General features: G+C 65.7%; 15 protein-coding genes. 10 read left to right on the top strand and 5 right to left on the bottom strand.

Features of this window, described 5'->3' with window-relative positions; all coding sequences use genetic code 11:
- Nucleotides 1-22 precede the first annotated feature (22 nt).
- Nucleotides 23-3,100 carry an efflux RND transporter permease subunit gene (locus QZ656_RS22270; protein WP_291995450.1) on the bottom strand — a complete coding sequence of 1,026 codons (3,078 nt, stop codon included), beginning with the start codon at nucleotides 3,098-3,100 and terminating at the stop codon, nucleotides 23-25.
- Nucleotides 3,097-4,293: an efflux RND transporter periplasmic adaptor subunit gene (locus QZ656_RS22265; RefSeq protein ID WP_291995449.1), complete on the bottom strand. Its 1,197-nt coding sequence runs from the start codon at nucleotides 4,291-4,293 to the stop codon at nucleotides 3,097-3,099. Before QZ656_RS22265 ends, QZ656_RS22270 begins: the two co-directional genes overlap by 4 nt.
- A gap of 499 nt (nucleotides 4,294-4,792) precedes the next feature.
- Between QZ656_RS22265 and QZ656_RS22260 the strand changes: the two genes are divergently transcribed.
- Nucleotides 4,793-5,131: a hypothetical protein gene (locus QZ656_RS22260; RefSeq protein WP_291995448.1), complete on the top strand. Its 339-nt coding sequence runs from the start codon at nucleotides 4,793-4,795 to the stop codon at nucleotides 5,129-5,131.
- 334 nt (nucleotides 5,132-5,465) lie between these two features.
- Here QZ656_RS22260 and purM read toward each other — a convergent pair whose 3' ends face one another.
- On the bottom strand, nucleotides 5,466-6,503 hold the full coding sequence (gene purM / locus QZ656_RS22255; protein ID WP_291995447.1) for a phosphoribosylformylglycinamidine cyclo-ligase: 1,038 nt from the start codon (nucleotides 6,501-6,503) through the stop codon (nucleotides 5,466-5,468).
- Nucleotides 6,504-6,646: 143 nt separating this feature from the next.
- Here purM and hda point away from each other — a divergent pair, with 143 nt between their 5' ends.
- From hda to QZ656_RS22230, 5 genes are all read left to right on the top strand, one after another.
- The gene (hda, locus tag QZ656_RS22250; protein WP_291995446.1) at nucleotides 6,647-7,303 is read left to right on the top strand and encodes a DnaA regulatory inactivator Hda; all 657 of its coding nucleotides are present in this window, start codon (nucleotides 6,647-6,649) and stop codon (nucleotides 7,301-7,303) included.
- A 19-nt stretch (nucleotides 7,304-7,322) separates the two neighbouring features.
- Entirely contained in the window at nucleotides 7,323-7,988 is a 666-nt protein-coding gene (locus tag QZ656_RS22245; RefSeq protein WP_291995445.1) for an HAD family hydrolase, read from the top strand.
- Nucleotides 7,989-8,094: 106 nt separating this feature from the next.
- Nucleotides 8,095-9,450 carry a polynucleotide adenylyltransferase PcnB gene (gene pcnB / locus QZ656_RS22240; RefSeq protein ID WP_291995444.1) on the top strand — a complete coding sequence of 452 codons (1,356 nt, stop codon included), beginning with the start codon at nucleotides 8,095-8,097 and terminating at the stop codon, nucleotides 9,448-9,450.
- Nucleotides 9,447-10,034, top strand: coding sequence for a 2-amino-4-hydroxy-6-hydroxymethyldihydropteridine diphosphokinase (folK, locus tag QZ656_RS22235; protein WP_291995443.1), 588 nt, complete (start codon nucleotides 9,447-9,449; stop codon nucleotides 10,032-10,034). The genes pcnB and folK overlap by 4 nt, the downstream gene beginning before the upstream one ends.
- Before the next feature lie 163 nt (nucleotides 10,035-10,197).
- Nucleotides 10,198-11,073 (top strand): dienelactone hydrolase family protein, encoded by an 876-nt coding sequence (locus QZ656_RS22230; RefSeq protein WP_291995442.1) that lies wholly within the window; start codon nucleotides 10,198-10,200, stop codon nucleotides 11,071-11,073.
- A 69-nt stretch (nucleotides 11,074-11,142) separates the two neighbouring features.
- On the opposite strand, the gene QZ656_RS22225 is transcribed toward QZ656_RS22230, so the two are convergent.
- Nucleotides 11,143-12,594 (bottom strand): NAD-dependent succinate-semialdehyde dehydrogenase, encoded by a 1,452-nt coding sequence (locus tag QZ656_RS22225; protein WP_291995441.1) that lies wholly within the window; start codon nucleotides 12,592-12,594, stop codon nucleotides 11,143-11,145.
- Nucleotides 12,595-12,638: 44 nt separating this feature from the next.
- On the opposite strand from QZ656_RS22225, the gene QZ656_RS22220 reads away from it, so the two are divergent.
- The gene (locus tag QZ656_RS22220; protein WP_291995440.1) at nucleotides 12,639-13,124 is read left to right on the top strand and encodes a C40 family peptidase; all 486 of its coding nucleotides are present in this window, start codon (nucleotides 12,639-12,641) and stop codon (nucleotides 13,122-13,124) included.
- A 149-nt stretch (nucleotides 13,125-13,273) separates the two neighbouring features.
- On the opposite strand, the gene QZ656_RS22215 is transcribed toward QZ656_RS22220, so the two are convergent.
- Nucleotides 13,274-13,735, bottom strand: a complete 462-nt coding sequence (locus QZ656_RS22215) for a hypothetical protein (RefSeq protein ID WP_291995439.1) — start codon at nucleotides 13,733-13,735, stop codon at nucleotides 13,274-13,276.
- 160 nt (nucleotides 13,736-13,895) lie between these two features.
- On the opposite strand from QZ656_RS22215, the gene QZ656_RS22210 reads away from it, so the two are divergent.
- From QZ656_RS22210 to QZ656_RS22200, 3 genes are all read left to right on the top strand, one after another.
- Nucleotides 13,896-15,641, top strand: coding sequence for a cation:proton antiporter (locus QZ656_RS22210; RefSeq protein WP_291995438.1), 1,746 nt, complete (start codon nucleotides 13,896-13,898; stop codon nucleotides 15,639-15,641).
- A gap of 88 nt (nucleotides 15,642-15,729) precedes the next feature.
- Nucleotides 15,730-16,629, top strand: a complete 900-nt coding sequence (locus tag QZ656_RS22205) for a radical SAM protein (RefSeq protein WP_291995437.1) — start codon at nucleotides 15,730-15,732, stop codon at nucleotides 16,627-16,629.
- On the top strand, nucleotides 16,630-17,469 hold the full coding sequence (locus QZ656_RS22200; protein WP_291995436.1) for a Sir2 family NAD-dependent protein deacetylase: 840 nt from the start codon (nucleotides 16,630-16,632) through the stop codon (nucleotides 17,467-17,469).
- Nucleotides 17,470-17,479: the final 10 nt, after the last annotated feature.

The raw sequence follows: 17,479 nt of genomic DNA, 5'->3' as shown, positions 1-17,479 counted from the left end.
CTCGCAACCCGCCCTCAAGTGCTCAGCCGGCCTCGACAAGCGGCTGCACGGTCGCCGTCTCCGATGTCTTGCGCCGGGCAAGCAGCGTGTAAACGGTCGGCACCACAAACAGCGTGAAGAAGGTGCCGAGCAGCAAGCCACCGACGATAACCCAACCGATCTGCTGCCGACTCTCGGCGCCGGCGCCGCTGGCCAGGGCCAGCGGAATCGTTCCCAGGACCATCGCCCCGGTGGTCATCAGGATCGGCCGCAGCCGCAATTCGGAGGCGTCGATCACCGCCTGCCTGATTTCCTTCCCCTGCTCCTGCAGCTGGTTGGCGAACTCGACGATCAGGATGCCGTGCTTGGTGATCAGCCCGACCAGCGTCACCAGCCCGATCTGGCTATAAACGTTGAGCGTGCCGCCACTGAGCAGCAACGCCAGCAACGCGCCGGTCATCGACAGGGGCACCGTCAGCATGATGATGAACGGATCGCGGAAACTCTCGAACTGGGCGGCGAGGACCAGATAGATGAAAGCCAGCGCGAGCACGAAGGTCAGGGCCAACGACGACGACGAAAGTTTGAACTCACGCGACTGGCCGGCGTAATCGATCGCGTAGCCCGCTGGCAGAACGCTGCCGGCGGTTTGCTCCAGAAAGCTCAGCGCCTCACCCATGGTGTAGCCCGGCGTCAGGTTGGCGGTTATGGTGACCGCCCGGCGCTGCCCGAAGTGGTTGAGTTCGCGCGGGCTGACCGTTTCGTTGACGGTCAACAGGTTGGCCAGCGGGATCATGCTGCCGTCCCTGGCACGGACAAAGATGTCGCGGATGTCGGAAGGCGTTGCCCGATCGCTGTCGGCGACCTGCACGATCACGTCGTACTGCTCGCCTTCGCGCTTGAAGCGCGTGACCTGGCGACCGCCGAGCATCGTTTCCAGCGTCCGGCCGACGGTCTCGATCTGCACACCGGTATCGGACGATTTGTCACGATTGACGAGCACCGACAGCTCGGGCTTGTTGAGCTTGAGATCGATATCGACGTTGCTGAAACCCGAATTCTTGGCGACCTCGTCGAGAATCTTGCGAGTCATCTGTTCAAGTTCGGCGTACGACGCCGAGGTCAGGATGACGAAGTTGATCGGCCGCTCACGCGGGCTCTGACCCAGCGAAGGCGGCTGTACGGGGAAGGCCAGCACGCCGGGAATTCCCATGAAGCGGGGGAACAACTCCTTGACCACGTCGCCGGAGCTGCGCTGGCGTTCCTTCCAGTCGGCGAGGCCGACAAAGGAGATGCCCTGGCTGACCGTCGGGTTACCGGCGACGACGAAGTAACGCTCGACGTCTTTGGTATGGGCGTAAATGTCCTCGAGCTGCCGCGCGTACTTGTCGGTATAGTCCAGCGTCGCGCCTTCCGGCGCCAGGAAGACGCCGAGAATGATGCCGCGATCCTCGATCGGCGCCAGTTCGGACTTCAAAGCCTTGAGCAGGAAGACATTCGAGCCGGCGACGACGACGAAGACCAGCATCACCAACCAGCGCCGCGCCAGCGCCAGCGTCAGCACCCGGCGATAGCCGCGCGTCAGCCCATTCAGGACATTCTCGACCCAGACGTAGGCTTTGCCGTGCCGGGTTTCGTGTTTCAGCAGCAAGGAACACATCATCGGCGACAGCGTCAGCGCGACGAAGCCCGAAACCAGGACGGCGCCAGCCAGCGTCAGCGCGAACTCGACGAACAGCTTGCCGGTACGACCGGTCATGAAGGCCACCGGCGCATAGACCGCGGCCAGCGTGATGGTCATCGCGACGACCGCAAAGCCAATCTCCTGCGCGCCCTGCAGCGCCGCCTGCCGCCGCGGCATGCCTTGTTCGATGTGCCGATAGATATTCTCGAGGACGACGATCGCGTCGTCGACCACCAGGCCGATGGCCAGGACCAGCGCCAGTAGCGTCAGCGTGTTGATCGTGAAGCCGAGCATCAGCATCAGCGCAAAAGAGCCGATCAGCGACACCGGGATGGTCACCAGCGGGATCAAAGTCGCCCGGAAGTTACGCAGAAACAGGAAGATGATCAGTAGCACCAGCAACATCGCCTCGCCGATGGTCTCGAATACCGCATCGATCGAGCGCGCGATGAACACCGACGAGTCGTACGCGATGTTCACCGTCATCCCCGCCGGCAATTCGCCGATCACTTTCGGGAGCTCGGCGCGCAAGGCCTTCGACAACTCGAGTGGATTGGCCGTCGCCTGCTTGATCACTCCCAGGGCAACCGCCGGCCGGCCGTTGAAACGAACGCTGCTGCGCTCCGACGCCGCACCGAGCTCGACACGGCCAATATCAGCGATGCGCACCGGGTAGCTGCCCTGGCCGTCGCTGGTCTGCTTGACGATGATCTCGGCGAACTGTTTCGGCTCGGACAGATCGGTCCGGGCGACCACCGAGAACTCGCGACTCTGGCTTTCGATACGGCCTGCCGGCACCTCGACGTTCTGCCGCCGCAAGGCATCCTCGACGTCCTGCGGTGTCAGTTTGAAAGCCGCCAGCCGATCGCGATCGAGCCAGATGCGCATCGCGTAGCGGCGTTCGCCGAAGACGCGCACGTCGGCGGCGCCGGGCAGCGTCTGCAGGCGCGGTTTGACGATGCGATTGGCGACGTCGGTGACTTCCAGCGCCGAGTGCTGGTCGGACGAGAAAGCCAGCCAGATGATCGGATTGGCGTCGGCCTCGACCTTGGCAATCACTGGCTCGTCGATGTCCGTCGGCAGCTTGGCGCGGACCCGGGAAACACGGTCGCGGACGTCGGCGGCCGCCGAGTCGGGGTTGCGTTCGAGCTTGAAGCGCACCGAGATCTGGCTGTTCTCCTGCCGCGAGATCGAGGTGATCACGTCAACCCCCTCGATGCCGGCCAGAGAATCCTCGAGTGGTTTGCTGATCTGCGACTCGACGATCTCGGCCGACGCGCCGCGATAGGTGGTGTCTACGGTCACCACCGGCTCGTCGATTTTCGGGTATTCGCGGACCGGCAAACGCGTGTACGAGACCAGCCCGACGAGCATGATCGCCAGCGACAGCACCGTCGCGAAGACCGGCCGACGGATGCACAGATCGGAAATCTTCATTTGGCCTGCCCTGGCGATCCGGCGGCCTGGCCGGCCGCCGCCGGCGTATCGGCGGCAGGTGGCGCCTGGCCAAGGCCGTCGCCGACGGCGCGCACCGGCGCGCCGTCACGCAGCTTCAGCTGGCCAGCGGTCACGATCTCGTCACCGACCTGCAAACCCTCGATCACCTCGACCTGCGCGCCGCGCCGCAAGCCGGTCTTGATTGGCGCGCGTTTCGCCTGGCCATCGACGACGCGATAGACGTAGGGCGTTTTGCTGTCCGGGACCACCGCCTGTTCCGGAATCAACAGCACATTGTTGCGGTGCTCGAAGATCAGGCGAACGCGGACGAACATGCCGGGACGCAGCCGGCCCTCGCCGTTTGCCAGACTGGCGCGCAGCGAGATGGCACGACCGCTGGCCTCGACCAGCGGATTGACCGCCTCCAGAACGGCCGCGAAGACGTGGCCCGGCAGCGCGTCGCTCGACACCTCGAGGGCCTGCCCGGGTCTGAGCCGCGCGAGGTAAGACTCGGGCAAGCGAAAATCGACCTTGAGGGTAGCGATGTCCTCAAGGTTGACCAACTCCTGCCCTTCCTTGACGTAATCACCGACGCTGACGCTGCGAATCCCGACGACCCCTGAAAACGGCGCCCGCAGACGCGTCTTGTCAAAGCGCGCCTGCGCCAGAGCCAGCGCGGCTTCCTGAACTTTGAGCGCGGCCTGCGTGTTGTCAAGCGCCTGGCCGCTGATGAATTTCCTGGCGAAGAGATCCTGCGTACGTTGGTAGTTGGCCTGCGCCAGAGCCAGACTGGCCTGCGCCTGATCGACTTCGGCCGCCTGCGTCGCGGCGTCGAGCGCCACCAGTAGAGCGCCCTTGCCGACCGCGACGCCGTCCTTGAAGTGGATCGACGCAATACGCCCAGCGATCTCCGGGCGCAGAACGACCGACTCGTTCGAACGCAGCGAGCCGACGGCGGTCGCGTCGACAGCGACTTCGGAGGCCTCGACGCGGGCCGTTTCCACCGGCAAGGGAAAAACACCCGGCGCCCCGGTTGGCGCTGCGGCGCCGGGCTTGGCAGCGCCAGCGGCGGGCGCCGCGGCGATCTTCGGGCCGCCTGGCGCGCGGAAGCCTGTATAAGCCAGGTAGCCGAGAACGACCAGACCGACGATCGCCGCGGCCACTACGAGAAAACGATTATTTGTGCTCGACATGAGGATCCACATCTCCCGCCGCGGCGAGTAAGTAGTTAGGCGATTTCTGTCAAAGAACATACCATCTTGCTTGTCTTTTCACCCGTCTTCGGTGTTGCGACAACAGTTACATAGTTGGACTATGCGCCTGTTGTCGCGCCTTGAAGACGACCGAAAATCCGGCGCAATCTGGTACGTCCTTTTCCGGCAATCGCCTTAAAGCGTTCAACCGGCAGCGACCGGCAGGCCAGCGCAGTGTATCGAAGGCCGCGCAAATCGCAAACTCGACGAGCGGCCGACGCGGCGAAGCGCCCCGGCAGCGCCTTCGCTAGGCTCGCCAATCGACACCGCCGACAGTTCAGGAGCGGGCGAGAACGGCGTGCAATTGGCAGCGAGCGTCCGGCCTTTCCCGCCGCGATGCTAAAGTTTGGCCGGCAGTTTGCCGTCAACCCGTTATCTGCCGATTTCCCGGCAGCCGGCGCTTTCTTTCTCTGACGGTCCCTTGCGCAGGAGTAGGACAATGAGGATTCCAGCTGAAGTCGTACCGCTGGTCAGCAATGTCGGCAAACCAGAGACCGACGAAGTCAGGAAAACAGAACCGGTCACCAGTTCGAACAGAGTTGGCGACGAGCTGTCAGCCGCCGCGCACGATCAGTCGTTGCCGGTGACCGAACGCCAGCCGCGACCGCAGCATGAAACAGCCACCCCGGACGTCCCCGAGCCGGCAGGGCAAACCGTCGCCATCGAGCGCCGGCAAGTCGAGCGGCGCTCGGAAAAACTCCCGGTGTTGCTCGACACGCGCTCGCAAAGAGGGCGGCGGAAAGCCGGCGACGACGTCAAGATCAACATCAAGGTCTGAGCCAGCGCCTGCGGAGCAGGTGCAGCACTGCGGCCCCGGCGGCACTCCTGGCACTCCTGGCACTCCTGGCACTCCTGGCACTCCTGGCACTCCTGGCACTCCTGGCACTCCTGGCACTCCTGGCACTCCTGGCACTCCTGGCACTCCTGGCACTCCTGGCACTCCTGGCACTCCTGGCACTCCTGGCACTCCTGGCACTCCTGGCACTCCTGGCACTCCTGGCACTCCTGGCACTCCTGGCACTCCTGGCACTCCTGGCACTCCTGGCACTCCTGGCACTCCTGGCGCTGCTGCAGAGTGCCCGGCCTGGCGCCGCAGCCTGGACGACCAAAGACTAGGTGACGATGGTCGGCGCTTCGCCGTCGCGGCGCGGCGTGATGCTGCCGATGACCAGCGCTGGCTCGCCCGCGTCGTGCAGGACCTGCAAGGCCTGTTGCACGCTCTCGCGGGCGACGACGACGACCATCCCGATGCCGCAGTTGAAGACCCGGTGCATCTCGCTGTCGGCAACGCCGCCTTCGCTTTGCAGCCAGTCGAACAGCGGCGGGCGCTGCCACGCCGTCTGCACGATCTCGGCCTTGACGCCGGCCGGCAGGACACGCGGCACGTTGCCGGTCAAGCCACCGCCGGTAATGTGCGCCATGCCCTTCACCGGCAGCGTCCGCAGCAAGGCCAGCAGCGGCTTGACGTAGATCCGCGTCGGCGCCATTAGCGCGTCGGCCAGCGTCTGCTCGGCGTCGAACGACGCGTTCAGATCAGCACCCGAGCGGGCGACGATCTTGCGCAGCAAGGAGTAGCCGTTGGAATGCGCTCCCGATGACGGCAGGCCGAGCACGACGTCACCGGCAATGATCGTCGACCCGTCGATGATCGCCGACTTTTCGACGACACCGACGGCGAAGCCGGCGAGGTCGTATTCGCCTTCGGGATACATCCCCGGCATTTCGGCCGTCTCGCCACCGATCAGCGCGCAGCCCGCCAGCTCGCAGCCGCTGGCGATCCCTTTCACGACGCGCGCCGCGGTCACCACATCGAGCTTGCCGCAAGCCAGATAGTCGAGGAAGAACAGCGGCTCGGCGCCTTGCACGAGGATGTCGTTGACGCTCATCGCCACCAGGTCGATGCCGATGGTGTCATGCCGCTGCAACTGGAAGGCCAGCTTGAGTTTGGTGCCGACGCCGTCGGTACCCGAGACCAGCACCGGTTCGCGATAGCGCTTCGGCACTTCGAACAAGGCGCCAAAGCCGCCGATACCACCGAGTACGCCTTCGCGATGCGTTTTTCGCGCAAAGGGCTTGATTCGTTCGACGAGTTCATCGCCGGCATCGATATCGACACCGGCGTCGCGATAGGAGAGAGATTCCTGAGTCATCTTGGAGCGCATCCCGAGCAAGGCTGGCGAACGCCGGGTAGTGCTAGAATGCGCCACTCCGACCGCCTGATGCCGAATTTTATCCGAAATGGTCCTCCCGCGTGTTGATCGCACCGCCAACCCCCAAGCCTGAACCACCCCCGATGCGCCAGCTGATCCTTGACCTGCTGCCCGAGGCCAGCCCCAGCCTGGAGAATTTCGTCGCCGGTAGCAACGCCGAGGTGCTGACCGGACTGGCGGACTGGCTGGCACCGACCAGGCACGAGCCGCTGTTCTTTCTCTGGGGCGACGCCGGCGCCGGCAAGTCGCATCTGTTGCAGGCCTGCCAGGCAAGCTACCTGGACGCACAGCTCGATGCCGATCTGTCCGGCATCTCGCCCGACAGTAGCTGGCACGCGGTCGACAACGTCGAAGCCCTCAGTGAGATTGGCCAGATCGCGCTCTTTAACCTGATCAATCGCTTGCCCGCTCACGCTGGCCGCCTGCTCGCGGCGGCCAGCGTACCGCCGCTGCGCCTGGCGATGCGCGAAGACCTGCGCACGCGGCTGGCCAGCGGCTTGCTCTACCGACTGCAGCCACTGAGCGACGCCGAAAAGCTGGCGGCGCTCGCCGAACAGGCGCGCGCCCGCGGTCTGGTCCTGCCGCCGGACGCTTTCAACTACCTTTTTTCGCGGGCGCCGCGCGACATGCGCAGCCTGGCGGCCTTGCTGGCGACGATCGACCGCTACTCGCTCGAACACAAGCGCCCGGTCACCCTGCCGCTGCTGCGTGAAATCCTGCAGACTTCGCTGAATATCTGACCTGCCCGAAAGAACAACGATGGATCTTGTCCTCTTTGACCTCGACAACACCTTGATCGCTGGTGACAGCGATTTTGAATGGGCGCAGTTTCTGATCGCCAAGGGCGTTCTCGAGCGCGGCGTGTACGAAACACGGAATATCGAGTTTTATGAGCAATACAAGGCTGGCACCCTCGATATCAACGCCTTTCTCGATTTCCAGCTGCGGCCCCTGGCACGCCACCCGCGCAGCGTCCTCGACGCCTGGCTCGGCGAGTTCATGACTCGACACATCGTGCCGATTGTCGGCGCCAAGGCACGTGCACTGGTTCGGCAACACCTCGACAGCGGCGCGCTGTGCGCCATCGTCACCGCGACCAATAGCTTCGTCACCGCACCGCTGCTCCGCGAACTCGGTGTCGCGCATCTGATCGCCACCATCCCGGCACACGAAAACGGCCAGTTCACGGGCTTTGCTCGCGGCACGCCGTCGTTCCGGGAAGGCAAGGTCAAACGCGTGGACGACTGGCTTGAAGCGATGGGGATGTGGTGGGGAAGTTTCGAGCGCAGCTGGTTCTACAGCGACTCGCAAAACGACCTACCCTTGCTGTCCAGGGTCAGCAACCCGGTCGCGGTAGACCCCGACCCGACGCTGCGGGCGCGTGCCGAAGCGGCCGGCTGGCCGATCCTGAGCCTCCTGAGCTGAAGCCGATCAGCGGACGATCAGCGCTGGCGGGCGCCATATCGGCTATCATGCGGCGCCTGACGCACGATATAACCCACAGAGTAGACTCAGGAAGTACACACCAGCGATGATCCGCAAGTTCATATCCCGCGTTCTCCGCCGAAAACCTGCCAGCACCGCCAACGAGCCGGCGATCCTCGCCGTCGCCCAACACGGTCTTCGGCGTGAGCAGATCAGCCGCGGCGGCCAGAATACCGTCACGACGCTGCAGGAAAACGGCTATCAAGCGTACATCGTCGGCGGCGCCGTTCGCGACCTCCTGGCCGGTCTGACACCGAAAGACTTCGACATCGCGACCAACGCTACGCCCGAGCAGGTGCGCCACTGCTTCCGCCGCGCACGGATCATTGGCCGCCGCTTCCAGATCGTGCACGTCAGCATCGGCGCGGAGACCCTCGAGGTCACCACTTTCCGCGGCCATCACGGCGAACACACCGGCAACAAGGCGCAAACCGACGAACAAGGTCGGGTGCTGCGCGACAACGTCTTCGGAAGCCAGGAGGAGGACGCCGCGCGCCGCGATTTCACGGTCAACGCGCTGTACTACGACCCCAGCTCCGAGATCATTACCGATTACCACCATGGCGTTGCCGACCTGCGGCAAAAGACGCTGCGCATGATCGGCGACCCGAAGACGCGTTACCGGGAAGACCCGGTGCGCATGCTGCGGGCTGTACGCCTGGCGGCCAAGCTCGGACTGACCATCGATCCGGCGGCCAGCCGACCGATCCGCGAGATGTCCGAGTTGATCGACAACGTGCCGCCGTCGCGCCTGTTCGACGAGATGTTGAAGCTCCTCACCTCCGGGCACGCGCTGCGCTGTGTCGCGCAATTGCGCGAAGAGGGATTGCACAAGGGCCTGCTGCCGCTCCTCGACGTCATTCTCGAACAGCCGCTCGGCGAACGCTTCGTGCTGCTCGCCCTGGCAGCGACCGATCGGCGCGTCGAAGAGGGCAAGCCAATCTCACCCGGCTTCCTTTTCGCGACGCTGCTGTGGCACGAGGTGCTGGCCAAATGGACTCTGTTCAAGAGCCGCGGCGAACCCGCGACGCTCGCACTCTTCCTGGCCATGGACGAGGTCCTCGATGTCCAGGCCGGCAAGCTCGCGATCACCCGCCGCATTGCCGGCGACATCAAGGACATCTGGGCCTTGCAGCCACGCTTCGAACAACGCTCCGGCAAGCGGCCCTACGGCATCCTCGAGCAACCCCGCTTCAAGGCTGGCTACGACTTTCTGCTGCTGCGCGCCGAATCCGGTGAAGTCGAGCAGGAGATCAGCGTCTGGTGGAGCGATTTTCTGCACGCCAACGACGAGGGCCGGGCGGCGATGCTGTTGCCGCCAGCGGCCGGCGAAACCAAAAAACGCCGCCGTCGTCGGCGCACGCCAGCGGCCACCCGGCAATACCCGAACGCGCCACAATGACGCGCGGCCACGCCAGCGCATCAGCCACGGCGGCGAATGCCGACCGCCAGGCGAGCGAACGGCGTGTCGATGCGTCGCCGCTGCGCGCGCTGCCGGAAGTTTCGCATCTGGCCTATATCGCACTCGGTGCCAACCTCGCCGACCCGCTGGCACAGGTCCGCGCCGCGGCAACGGCGCTGGCCAGCCTGCCGGCATCGCGACTGTTATCGGTTTCTTCGCTTTATCGCACCGCCCCGGTTGGCATCCGTGGCCAGTCCGACTTCATCAACGCCGTTGCCGCGCTGGCCACCGGGCTTGGCGCGCTGCAGCTGCTCGACGCGCTGTTCGCCATCGAACGTCTTTTTGGCCGCCACCGCGAGTATCTCAACGCCCCACGCACACTTGACCTCGACCTGCTGCTCTACGACGATGCGCTCATCGACAGCCCGCGCCTGCGCGTCCCGCACCCGCGCATGCACCTGCGCGCCTTCGTCATCGCACCCTTGCTCGAAATCGCGCCGCAGGCGAGCATTCCGGGTCGCGGCCAAGCGGCCGCGTGGCTGCCGGCGGTCAGCATGCAACGCATCGCCAGGCTACCTGACTAGCGTTCGCGCGCGAACCCGCGTGCCGAGCGTGCCAAGCGTGCCAAGCGTGCCAAGCGTGCCAAGCGTGCCAATCGTCGACGGGTGAATTGATCGCGCTGGCGACGGTCAGAGAACGCTGATTTGCGGCATCATGGCCGATCAACAATCCCGCCAGGAGACTTCCGTGACCACCAACACCGACTTCGACCGCCTGCCCCCCCTTCCCTACAGCCGCCGCAGCTTCATCGTCACCGCTCTCGGCGCCGGCTTCGCGCTGGCGGTGCAGCCGGTCGCCGCCCAGACGCTGATCACCACCGACAGCGACGGCCTGACCGCCGGCGCGATCACGATCGACAAAGCCGATGGCGCAATGCCGGCCTATCGAGCGCAGCCGGCCAAAGGTAGCGGCTGGCCGGTGATTCTCGTCGTGCAGGAGATTTTCGGCGTTCACGAACACATCAAGGACGTCTGCCGCCGCCTGGCCAAGCTCGGCTACCAGGCGATTGCGCCTGAACTCTACGCGCGTCACGGCAATCCGCAGCAGTACAGTGACGTGCAGGAGCTGCTCAAGCAGGTGGTCAGCAAGGTGCCCGATGCGCAGGTGATGGCCGACCTCGACGCCTGCGTCGCCTGGGCGCAGGCCAATGGCGGCGACACCGGCAGGCTGGGGATCACCGGTTTTTGCTGGGGCGGGCGAATCACCTGGCTGTACGCGGCGCACAACCCGCGGCTAAAGGCCGGCGTCGCCTGGTACGGCAAGCTCGTTGGCCAGGTCAACGAGCTGACCCCCAGGCAGCCGCTCGACGTCGCCGGCGAACTGCACGGGCCGGTTCTGGGGCTCTACGGCGGCGCCGACGCAAGCATCCCGCTGGCGAGCATCGAAGAGATGCGCAAAGCGCTTGCGCTGGCGCCCAGCGCCGCCAGCCGGGCGTCGACGATCCGGGTTTATGACGGTGCACCGCACGCCTTTCACGCCGACTACCGACCGAGCTACCGCAAGGACGCCGCCGACGATGGCTGGCGGCGCCTGCAGGCGTGGTTCAAGGAGCACGGCGTCTGATCGTGACGGCGGCGGCTGATCGCCGCCGCCGTCACTACAGCCGTCGCCCGCAGAGTCACCGCCGGCGTGTCAAGCGGTACTGAAGCACAGGTATTTGAGCTCGAGATACTCGTCGAGCCCGTGCTTCGATCCCTCGCGGCCCAGCCCGGACTGCTTGACGCCGCCGAACGGCGCCACCTCGTTCGAGATCAGCCCGGTATTGATGCCGATCATGCCGTATTCGAGCGCTTCGCCGACGCGCAGACAGCGCCCGACGTCACGCGAATAGAAGTAGGCGGCGAGTCCGAACTCGGTGTCGTTGGCCATCAGCACCGCCTCCGCCTCGTCGGTGAATCGAAAAACAGGCGCCACCGGCCCGAAGGTTTCTTCGCGCGCGACACGCATTTCCGGCGTCACGTCGGCGAGCACCGTCGGCTCGAAAAAGCTGCCGCCGAGCGCATGCCGGCTACCACCGGTGACCACCCGCGCGCCCTTGTTGAGCGCGTCGGCGATGTGCTCCTCAACCTTGGCCAGCGCCGCCGCATCGATCAGTGGCCCTTGCGTCACCCCTTCGTCGCTGCCTGGCCCGACCCTGAACGACTGCACCCGCCTGGCGAGGCGGGCGACGAAGCTGTCGTACACGCCGTCCTGAACCAGCAAGCGGTTGGCGCAGACGCAGGTCTGGCCGGTATTGCGATACTTGGCGATCAGCGCGCCTTCGACGGCGGCGTCGACGTCGGCGTCGTCGAAAACGATGAACGGCGCATTACCGCCAAGCTCGAGCGAGAGTTTCTTGATGGTCGGTGCGCACTGCGCCATCAGCAAGCGGCCAATTTCGGTCGAACCGGTAAACGACAGCTTGCGAACCACCGGGCTGGCGGTCAGGGTGCCGCCAATGGCCACCGGATCGCCGGTCAGCACGTTGAGCACGCCGGCCGGCAAATCGGCGTCATGCGCCAGCCGGGCCAGCGCCAGCGCCGTCAAGGGCGTCTGCTCGGCCGGCTTGACGACCACCGTACAGCCGGCCGCCAGCGCCGGCGCGACCTTGCGGGTGATCATCGCCAGCGGGAAGTTCCAGGGCGTGATCGCCGCACAGACGCCGACCGGCTGGCGGATCGTCAACAGCCGCCGATCAGCCGCCGGAGTCGGGATGGTTTCGCCATAGGCGCGCTTGCCTTCCTCGGCAAACCACTCGATAAAAGACGCGCCATAGGCCACTTCACCGCGTGCTTCGGCGATCGGCTTGCCGCATTCGGCGGTCATCAACTGCGCCAGGTCCTCGGCATTGGCGAGGATCAGGTCGTACCAGCGACGCAAGACAGCCGCGCGCTCCTTGGCCGTCCTCGCCTGCCACGCCGGCAGCGCGGCTTCGGCGGCGGCGATCGCGCGCGCCGTCTCGCCTGCGGCCATTAGCGGCACCTCGGCCAGGGTCGCGCCGCTTGCCGGATCGACGACCAGCAGCGTCCGACCGTCGTCGGCGGCTTCCCAACGCCCGTCTATGTAACAGTTGGAGCGCAGCAGGCGCGGATCACTAAGATGCATGTCAACCTCCGAAATTCCGAAAGCCGCAGTTTATACTGTGCGCCATGCGTGTACTACAGTTCCTCATCGCTGCAGCGCTGTCGCTCCTCGTCGCCGCCTGTGGCAGCACCAGCGAGCGGCGATCCGAGCTTCGCGAGCGACCCGTGCTTAGCGAGAAAAGCAGCAACGTCGTGATCTTCGCACTGGGCCTGATCGATACCGGCTACCGCTTCGGCGGCAAGAATCCCGAAGCCGGTTTCGATTGCAGCGGCATGGTCGCCTACATCTACGGACACGCCGCGGGCGTCAAGGTCGGCGGCAGCGCCGCCGACATCGCCCGCGCCGGTCGGCCGGTGCCACGCGACGACCTGCACCCCGGCGACCTGCTGTTCTTCAACACGCGCAGCTCTTCTTTTTCGCATGTCGGGATCTACATCGGCGATGGCCGTTTCGTCCATGCCCCATCTACCCGCGGCAAGGTGCGTATCGATTACCTGGCTACCGAGTACTACGCGCAGCGCTTCGAGACCGCGCGCTCGTACTTCGAGTAGCGGCGACCCGCTCGCCGCTCCGGCATCGTCACAGCGGCGAGCGGCCGTGCTCTGCGGAAAGTCACGACACCAGTGCAGCAGCGCCCTGCAGCCGCCGACACGTCATTGCCAGGAGGCGTAACCGACGCGGCAATCCAGATCTTTTTACATCAGTCGTTGCGCAGTTCGACGCGGCCGTCGACCACCCGCACGCGGTCGCCCTTGTGAACCAGCGGCGGCTCGCTCTGGGTGATGGAGGCAAAGCTGCCATCTTCGTAGCGGATCGTGAGTTCGTAGCTGCGCACCGGCGCGCGCGCCTGGCGGTCGTCCTTGACCGTACTGCCGGTGCCGATGATCGGCGCGGTCACCATATGCGCGTCGGCGGCGCCGACGTTACGCCTGGCGGCAGCGGCCGGGTCGCGCCGCCCGCTGCCCGCAGCAGTCAGCGTGCGAATCGCAAAGACGACACCGCAGAGCTGGCAAGGACCGCTGCGCTGCTCCTGCTGCAGCTGGCGATAGTCCTCATCGCCGCTCGGCAACTGCAGCGCGGTTTGCGCCACCACCAGTTGCGGCCAGGACAGGGCCAGCGATAGCGCCACTGATACGGCGCCGACGATCGTCTTGCGTTGCATGACAAGTACTCCTCTCGAAGCATGGTAACGGCCGCCGCGGCAAACGCCCAGGCCGGGCCAGAGCGGCCATCTTAGCACTGCCCGAGCCGGCGCCAGGGCGGCCAAAGCGCGCTAGTATGTGCCTGTCAGCTCACCTTGACGAGATCTCGGAAACCGTCCCATGGACCCCAAGTCCTTCGTTGACTCCGCCGTACTGCTACTGGTCGTCGCCTCGATCGCCGTCGCCGTCTTCCGGCATTTCGGCCTCGGTTCGGTGCTCGGCCTGCTGGTCACCGGCGTCGTCGTCGGGCCGCATACGATGGGCCCTTTCGTCACCGCCAACGTCGACGACGTGCGCCAGTTCACCGAACTCGGCGTCGTGCTGCTGCTGTTCCTGATCGGTCTGGAGATGAAGCCACGCCACCTGTGGGATCTGCGGCGAACGCTGTTCGGCCTCGGTTCGCTGCAGATTGTCGTTTCGGCGCTCCTGATCGCCGGCTATTTCAGACTCTTCCAGTACAACTGGGGAACGGCGCTGCTGATCGGCAGCAGTTTCGCGCTCTCGTCCACCGCTTTCGTCGTGCAAATGCTCAGGGACCAGGGCGAAATCGCCAGCCATCACGGACAGACGGCTTTCGCCGTGCTCTTGATGCAGGATCTGGCGGTCGTGCCTCTGCTGGCGCTGGTGCCGGTCCTCGCCGACGTCGGGCCGCTGGCCAGAGACACGCCCTTGTCGGAACAGATCGGCCTGGCGGCGGCGATGGTCGCGCTGGTGGTCCTCGGCGGTCGCTACCTGGTGCCACGGATTCTCGACCACCTGGCGCGCCAGAACAATCGCGAAGCCTTCCTGCTGGCGGCGATGGGCGCGGTCTTCGTCGCCGCCTGGGCGATGCACCACGCCGGCATGTCGATGGCGCTGGGCGCCTTCCTGATGGGCATGATGCTGTCGACCTCGCGTTACAGCCTGCAGATCGAGGCCGGCATGGAGCCGCACAAGGGCCTGCTGATGAGCCTCTTCTTCGTCGCCGTCGGCATGTCGCTGGACCTGCGTGCGTTGCTCCAGCACCCCTTCGAGTTCACCTCGCACGTCCTGGCGATCGTGGCCATAAAGGTCGGCGTCCTCTACCTGCTATGCCTGGCCTTCGGAACGGGTCGCCGCATCGCCTTGCGCGTCGCCTTCCTGTTGGCGCAGGGTGGTGAGTTCGGTTTCGTGCTCTTTGGCGCCGCCAAGGCGCTGGGCCTGATCGACGATCTCGTTTTCGTGATGGGCGCGGCGATCATTTCGGTGACCATGTTGCTGACGCCGCTGCTGGTGAAACTCGGCAATCACCTGGCACGGCGCGCTACCGAGGCACCGAGCGGCGTTCATCAGAGCTTCCGCTACGCTGGCCAGGGCAACGAAGCGGCCGTGCGCGTGGTGGTCGGCGGCTACGGCCGCGTCGGCCACACCGTCGGCACCATCCTGGCCAGCAAAGGAATTCCCTACGTGGCCTTCGACAGCGACGCCGTACTGGTCGCCAGATGGAACGCCGAAGGCCACCCGGTCTTCTACGGCGACCTCGCTGACCCGCAGTTGCTGATTGCCGGCTCTCTCCAGAACGTTGACCTGGTGGTGTTGACCATCGACCAGCGACCTACCGCCGTGCGTGCCGTGTCGCTGATTCGCACGCAACTGCCGCAGGTGAGCATCGTCGCCCGCGCCCGCGACCTGGCGAGCTGCGACGCGCTGCTGCGCGCCGGCGCCAGCAAGGCCTATCCCGAGACGCTCGAAGCCAGCTTGCGACTGGCCGCCGAAACCCTCGAGGCGCTGGGCGTCAGTGACAGCGAAACCGATATGTTGCTGCGCGAGGTGCGCAGCGCCGACTACGCCATGGTGCGCTCGGGCCCGGAGGGTCGACCGGCGGCGACGCGCGACGAGCAGCGCTGAGCGCGCCGTCGGCGCGGCGCGGCCACCGCCAAGAGCACCAAAGCGCTAATATGAGCTTGTTGAATCGTCACGCCGAGCGTCCGAAAACATGTCATCCGTCATCCCGATCCGTTACATCGAACCCGTCTACCGCCCACCCAGCGAGGCGGCGTCGCTGATTCTGCCAATTACCGACGGCTGTTCGTGGAATCACTGCACCTTCTGCGAGATGTACACCGCGCCGCAGAAGCGCTTTCGCGCGCGCGCCGAGGCCGAGGTGCTGGAAAGCATCGCGCGCACCGGCGAACGCTTCGGCAGCGAGATTCGCCGCGTCTTCCTGGCCGACGGCGATGCCCTGGTGCTGCCGACGAGCCGCCTGCTGACGGTGCTGCAGGCGATCCGCGAGCAGCTACCGGCGGTTCGCCGGGTGTCGACCTACTGCCTGCCGCGCAACCTGCGCCGCAAGTCGGTCGACGAACTGCACGAGTTGGCCGCCGCCGGCTTGTCGATCGCCTACGTCGGCGCCGAATCCGGCGACGATGAAGTTCTCGAACGCGTCAACAAGGGCGAGACCTTCGCCTCGACCTGTGACGCGCTCGACAAGCTCGGCGCCGCCGGCATCAAGCGCTCGGTGATGATTCTCAATGGCCTCGCCGGCCCGCAGCTGTCGCTACGGCACGCCGAAAACTCGGCGCGCCTGCTCAACGCCACGCAACCCGAGTATGTCGCAACGCTGGTCGTCAGCTTTCCGCTTGGCGAGCAGCGCTTCCGAGGCGCCTTCCCCACCTGGCGGCCACTCAGCCAGCACCAACTGTTTGTCGAAATGGAGCACTTTCTCGAACAACTGCAGCTCAAGCGTACGGTCTTTCGCAGCGACCACGCGTCGAACTGGTTGATCCTCAAGGGCACCCTGGGCGCCGACAAGCAGCGCCTGCTGCAACAGGTGCGGCAGGCAATCGCCTGCCCGGAGAACGCCGATCTGCGGTCGGCGTCGGCGCGAGGCCTGTAAGTGAGCAACGATTACGCGCGCTGCGCACAACTGATCCGCCAGGCCGACGGCCTGCTGATCACCGCCGGCGCCGGCATCGGCGTCGACTCGGGGATGCCCGACTTTCGCGGCCCGCACGGCTTCTGGGGCGCGTATCCGGCGCTCGGCAGGGCGCGCCTGGCCTTCGAGCAGATCGCCAATCCGGCCGCTTTCGCCAGCCAGCCACGCCTGGCCTGGGGCTTCTACGGCCATCGCTTGCAGCTCTACCGGCGAACGCAGCCGCACCAGGGCTTCGAGATTCTGCGGCGCATCGGCGAACAAATGCCGCACGGCGCCTTCGTGTTCACCAGCAACGTCGACGGACAATTCCAGAAAGCGGCCTTCGCCGCAGAGCGCATCAGCGAGTGTCACGGTTCGATTCACTACCTGCAGTGCAGCGACGGCTGCGACGCTTACGAAGGCTGCGACGCCGACCGGGACGGCATCTGGCCGGCCGACGACTTCGACCCCGAGGTCGACGAGGAGCAATGCCTGCTGCGCTCCGACTTGCCGCTGTGCCCGCATTGCCAGCAAATCGCCCGACCGAACATCCTGATGTTCGGCGACTGGCGATGGCGGAGCGAACGCAGCGACGCGCAGGACGACCGGCGGCGAACCTGGCTACGCCAGGTGACCAACCTGCTGACCATCGAAGTCGGCGCCGGCACCGACATCCCGACCGCCCGCCTGCTCGGCGAACGCGTCAAGGGACCGCTGATCCGCATCAATCCGGGTGCGCCGCAATTGCCGCCAGGCAAAGGCGTATCGATCGCCGCCGGCGGCCTGGTCGCGCTGCGCGCGATCGCCGCGGCGCTGGACTAGACACCGCTGA

Source organism: Candidatus Accumulibacter sp. ACC003, from assembly GCF_907163085.1.
GTDB lineage: Bacteria > Pseudomonadota > Gammaproteobacteria > Burkholderiales > Rhodocyclaceae > Accumulibacter.
Note: the sequence above shows the minus strand (reverse complement) of the source record. Positions and strands in the feature narration are given on the sequence as shown.

Coding starts and splice junctions, on each gene's coding strand:
- QZ656_RS22270 (WP_291995450.1), bottom strand. CDS start 3,100: ATGAAGATTTCCGATCTGTGCATCCGTCGGCCGGTCTTCGCGACGGTG.
- QZ656_RS22265 (WP_291995449.1), bottom strand. CDS start 4,293: ATGTCGAGCACAAATAATCGTTTTCTCGTAGTGGCCGCGGCGATCGTC.
- QZ656_RS22260 (WP_291995448.1), top strand. CDS start 4,793: ATGAGGATTCCAGCTGAAGTCGTACCGCTGGTCAGCAATGTCGGCAAA.
- purM (WP_291995447.1), bottom strand. CDS start 6,503: ATGACTCAGGAATCTCTCTCCTATCGCGACGCCGGTGTCGATATCGAT.
- hda (WP_291995446.1), top strand. CDS start 6,647: ATGCGCCAGCTGATCCTTGACCTGCTGCCCGAGGCCAGCCCCAGCCTG.
- QZ656_RS22245 (WP_291995445.1), top strand. CDS start 7,323: ATGGATCTTGTCCTCTTTGACCTCGACAACACCTTGATCGCTGGTGAC.
- pcnB (WP_291995444.1), top strand. CDS start 8,095: ATGATCCGCAAGTTCATATCCCGCGTTCTCCGCCGAAAACCTGCCAGC.
- folK (WP_291995443.1), top strand. CDS start 9,447: ATGACGCGCGGCCACGCCAGCGCATCAGCCACGGCGGCGAATGCCGAC.
- QZ656_RS22225 (WP_291995441.1), bottom strand. CDS start 12,594: ATGCATCTTAGTGATCCGCGCCTGCTGCGCTCCAACTGTTACATAGAC.
- QZ656_RS22220 (WP_291995440.1), top strand. CDS start 12,639: ATGCGTGTACTACAGTTCCTCATCGCTGCAGCGCTGTCGCTCCTCGTC.
- QZ656_RS22215 (WP_291995439.1), bottom strand. CDS start 13,735: ATGCAACGCAAGACGATCGTCGGCGCCGTATCAGTGGCGCTATCGCTG.
- QZ656_RS22210 (WP_291995438.1), top strand. CDS start 13,896: ATGGACCCCAAGTCCTTCGTTGACTCCGCCGTACTGCTACTGGTCGTC.
- QZ656_RS22205 (WP_291995437.1), top strand. CDS start 15,730: ATGTCATCCGTCATCCCGATCCGTTACATCGAACCCGTCTACCGCCCA.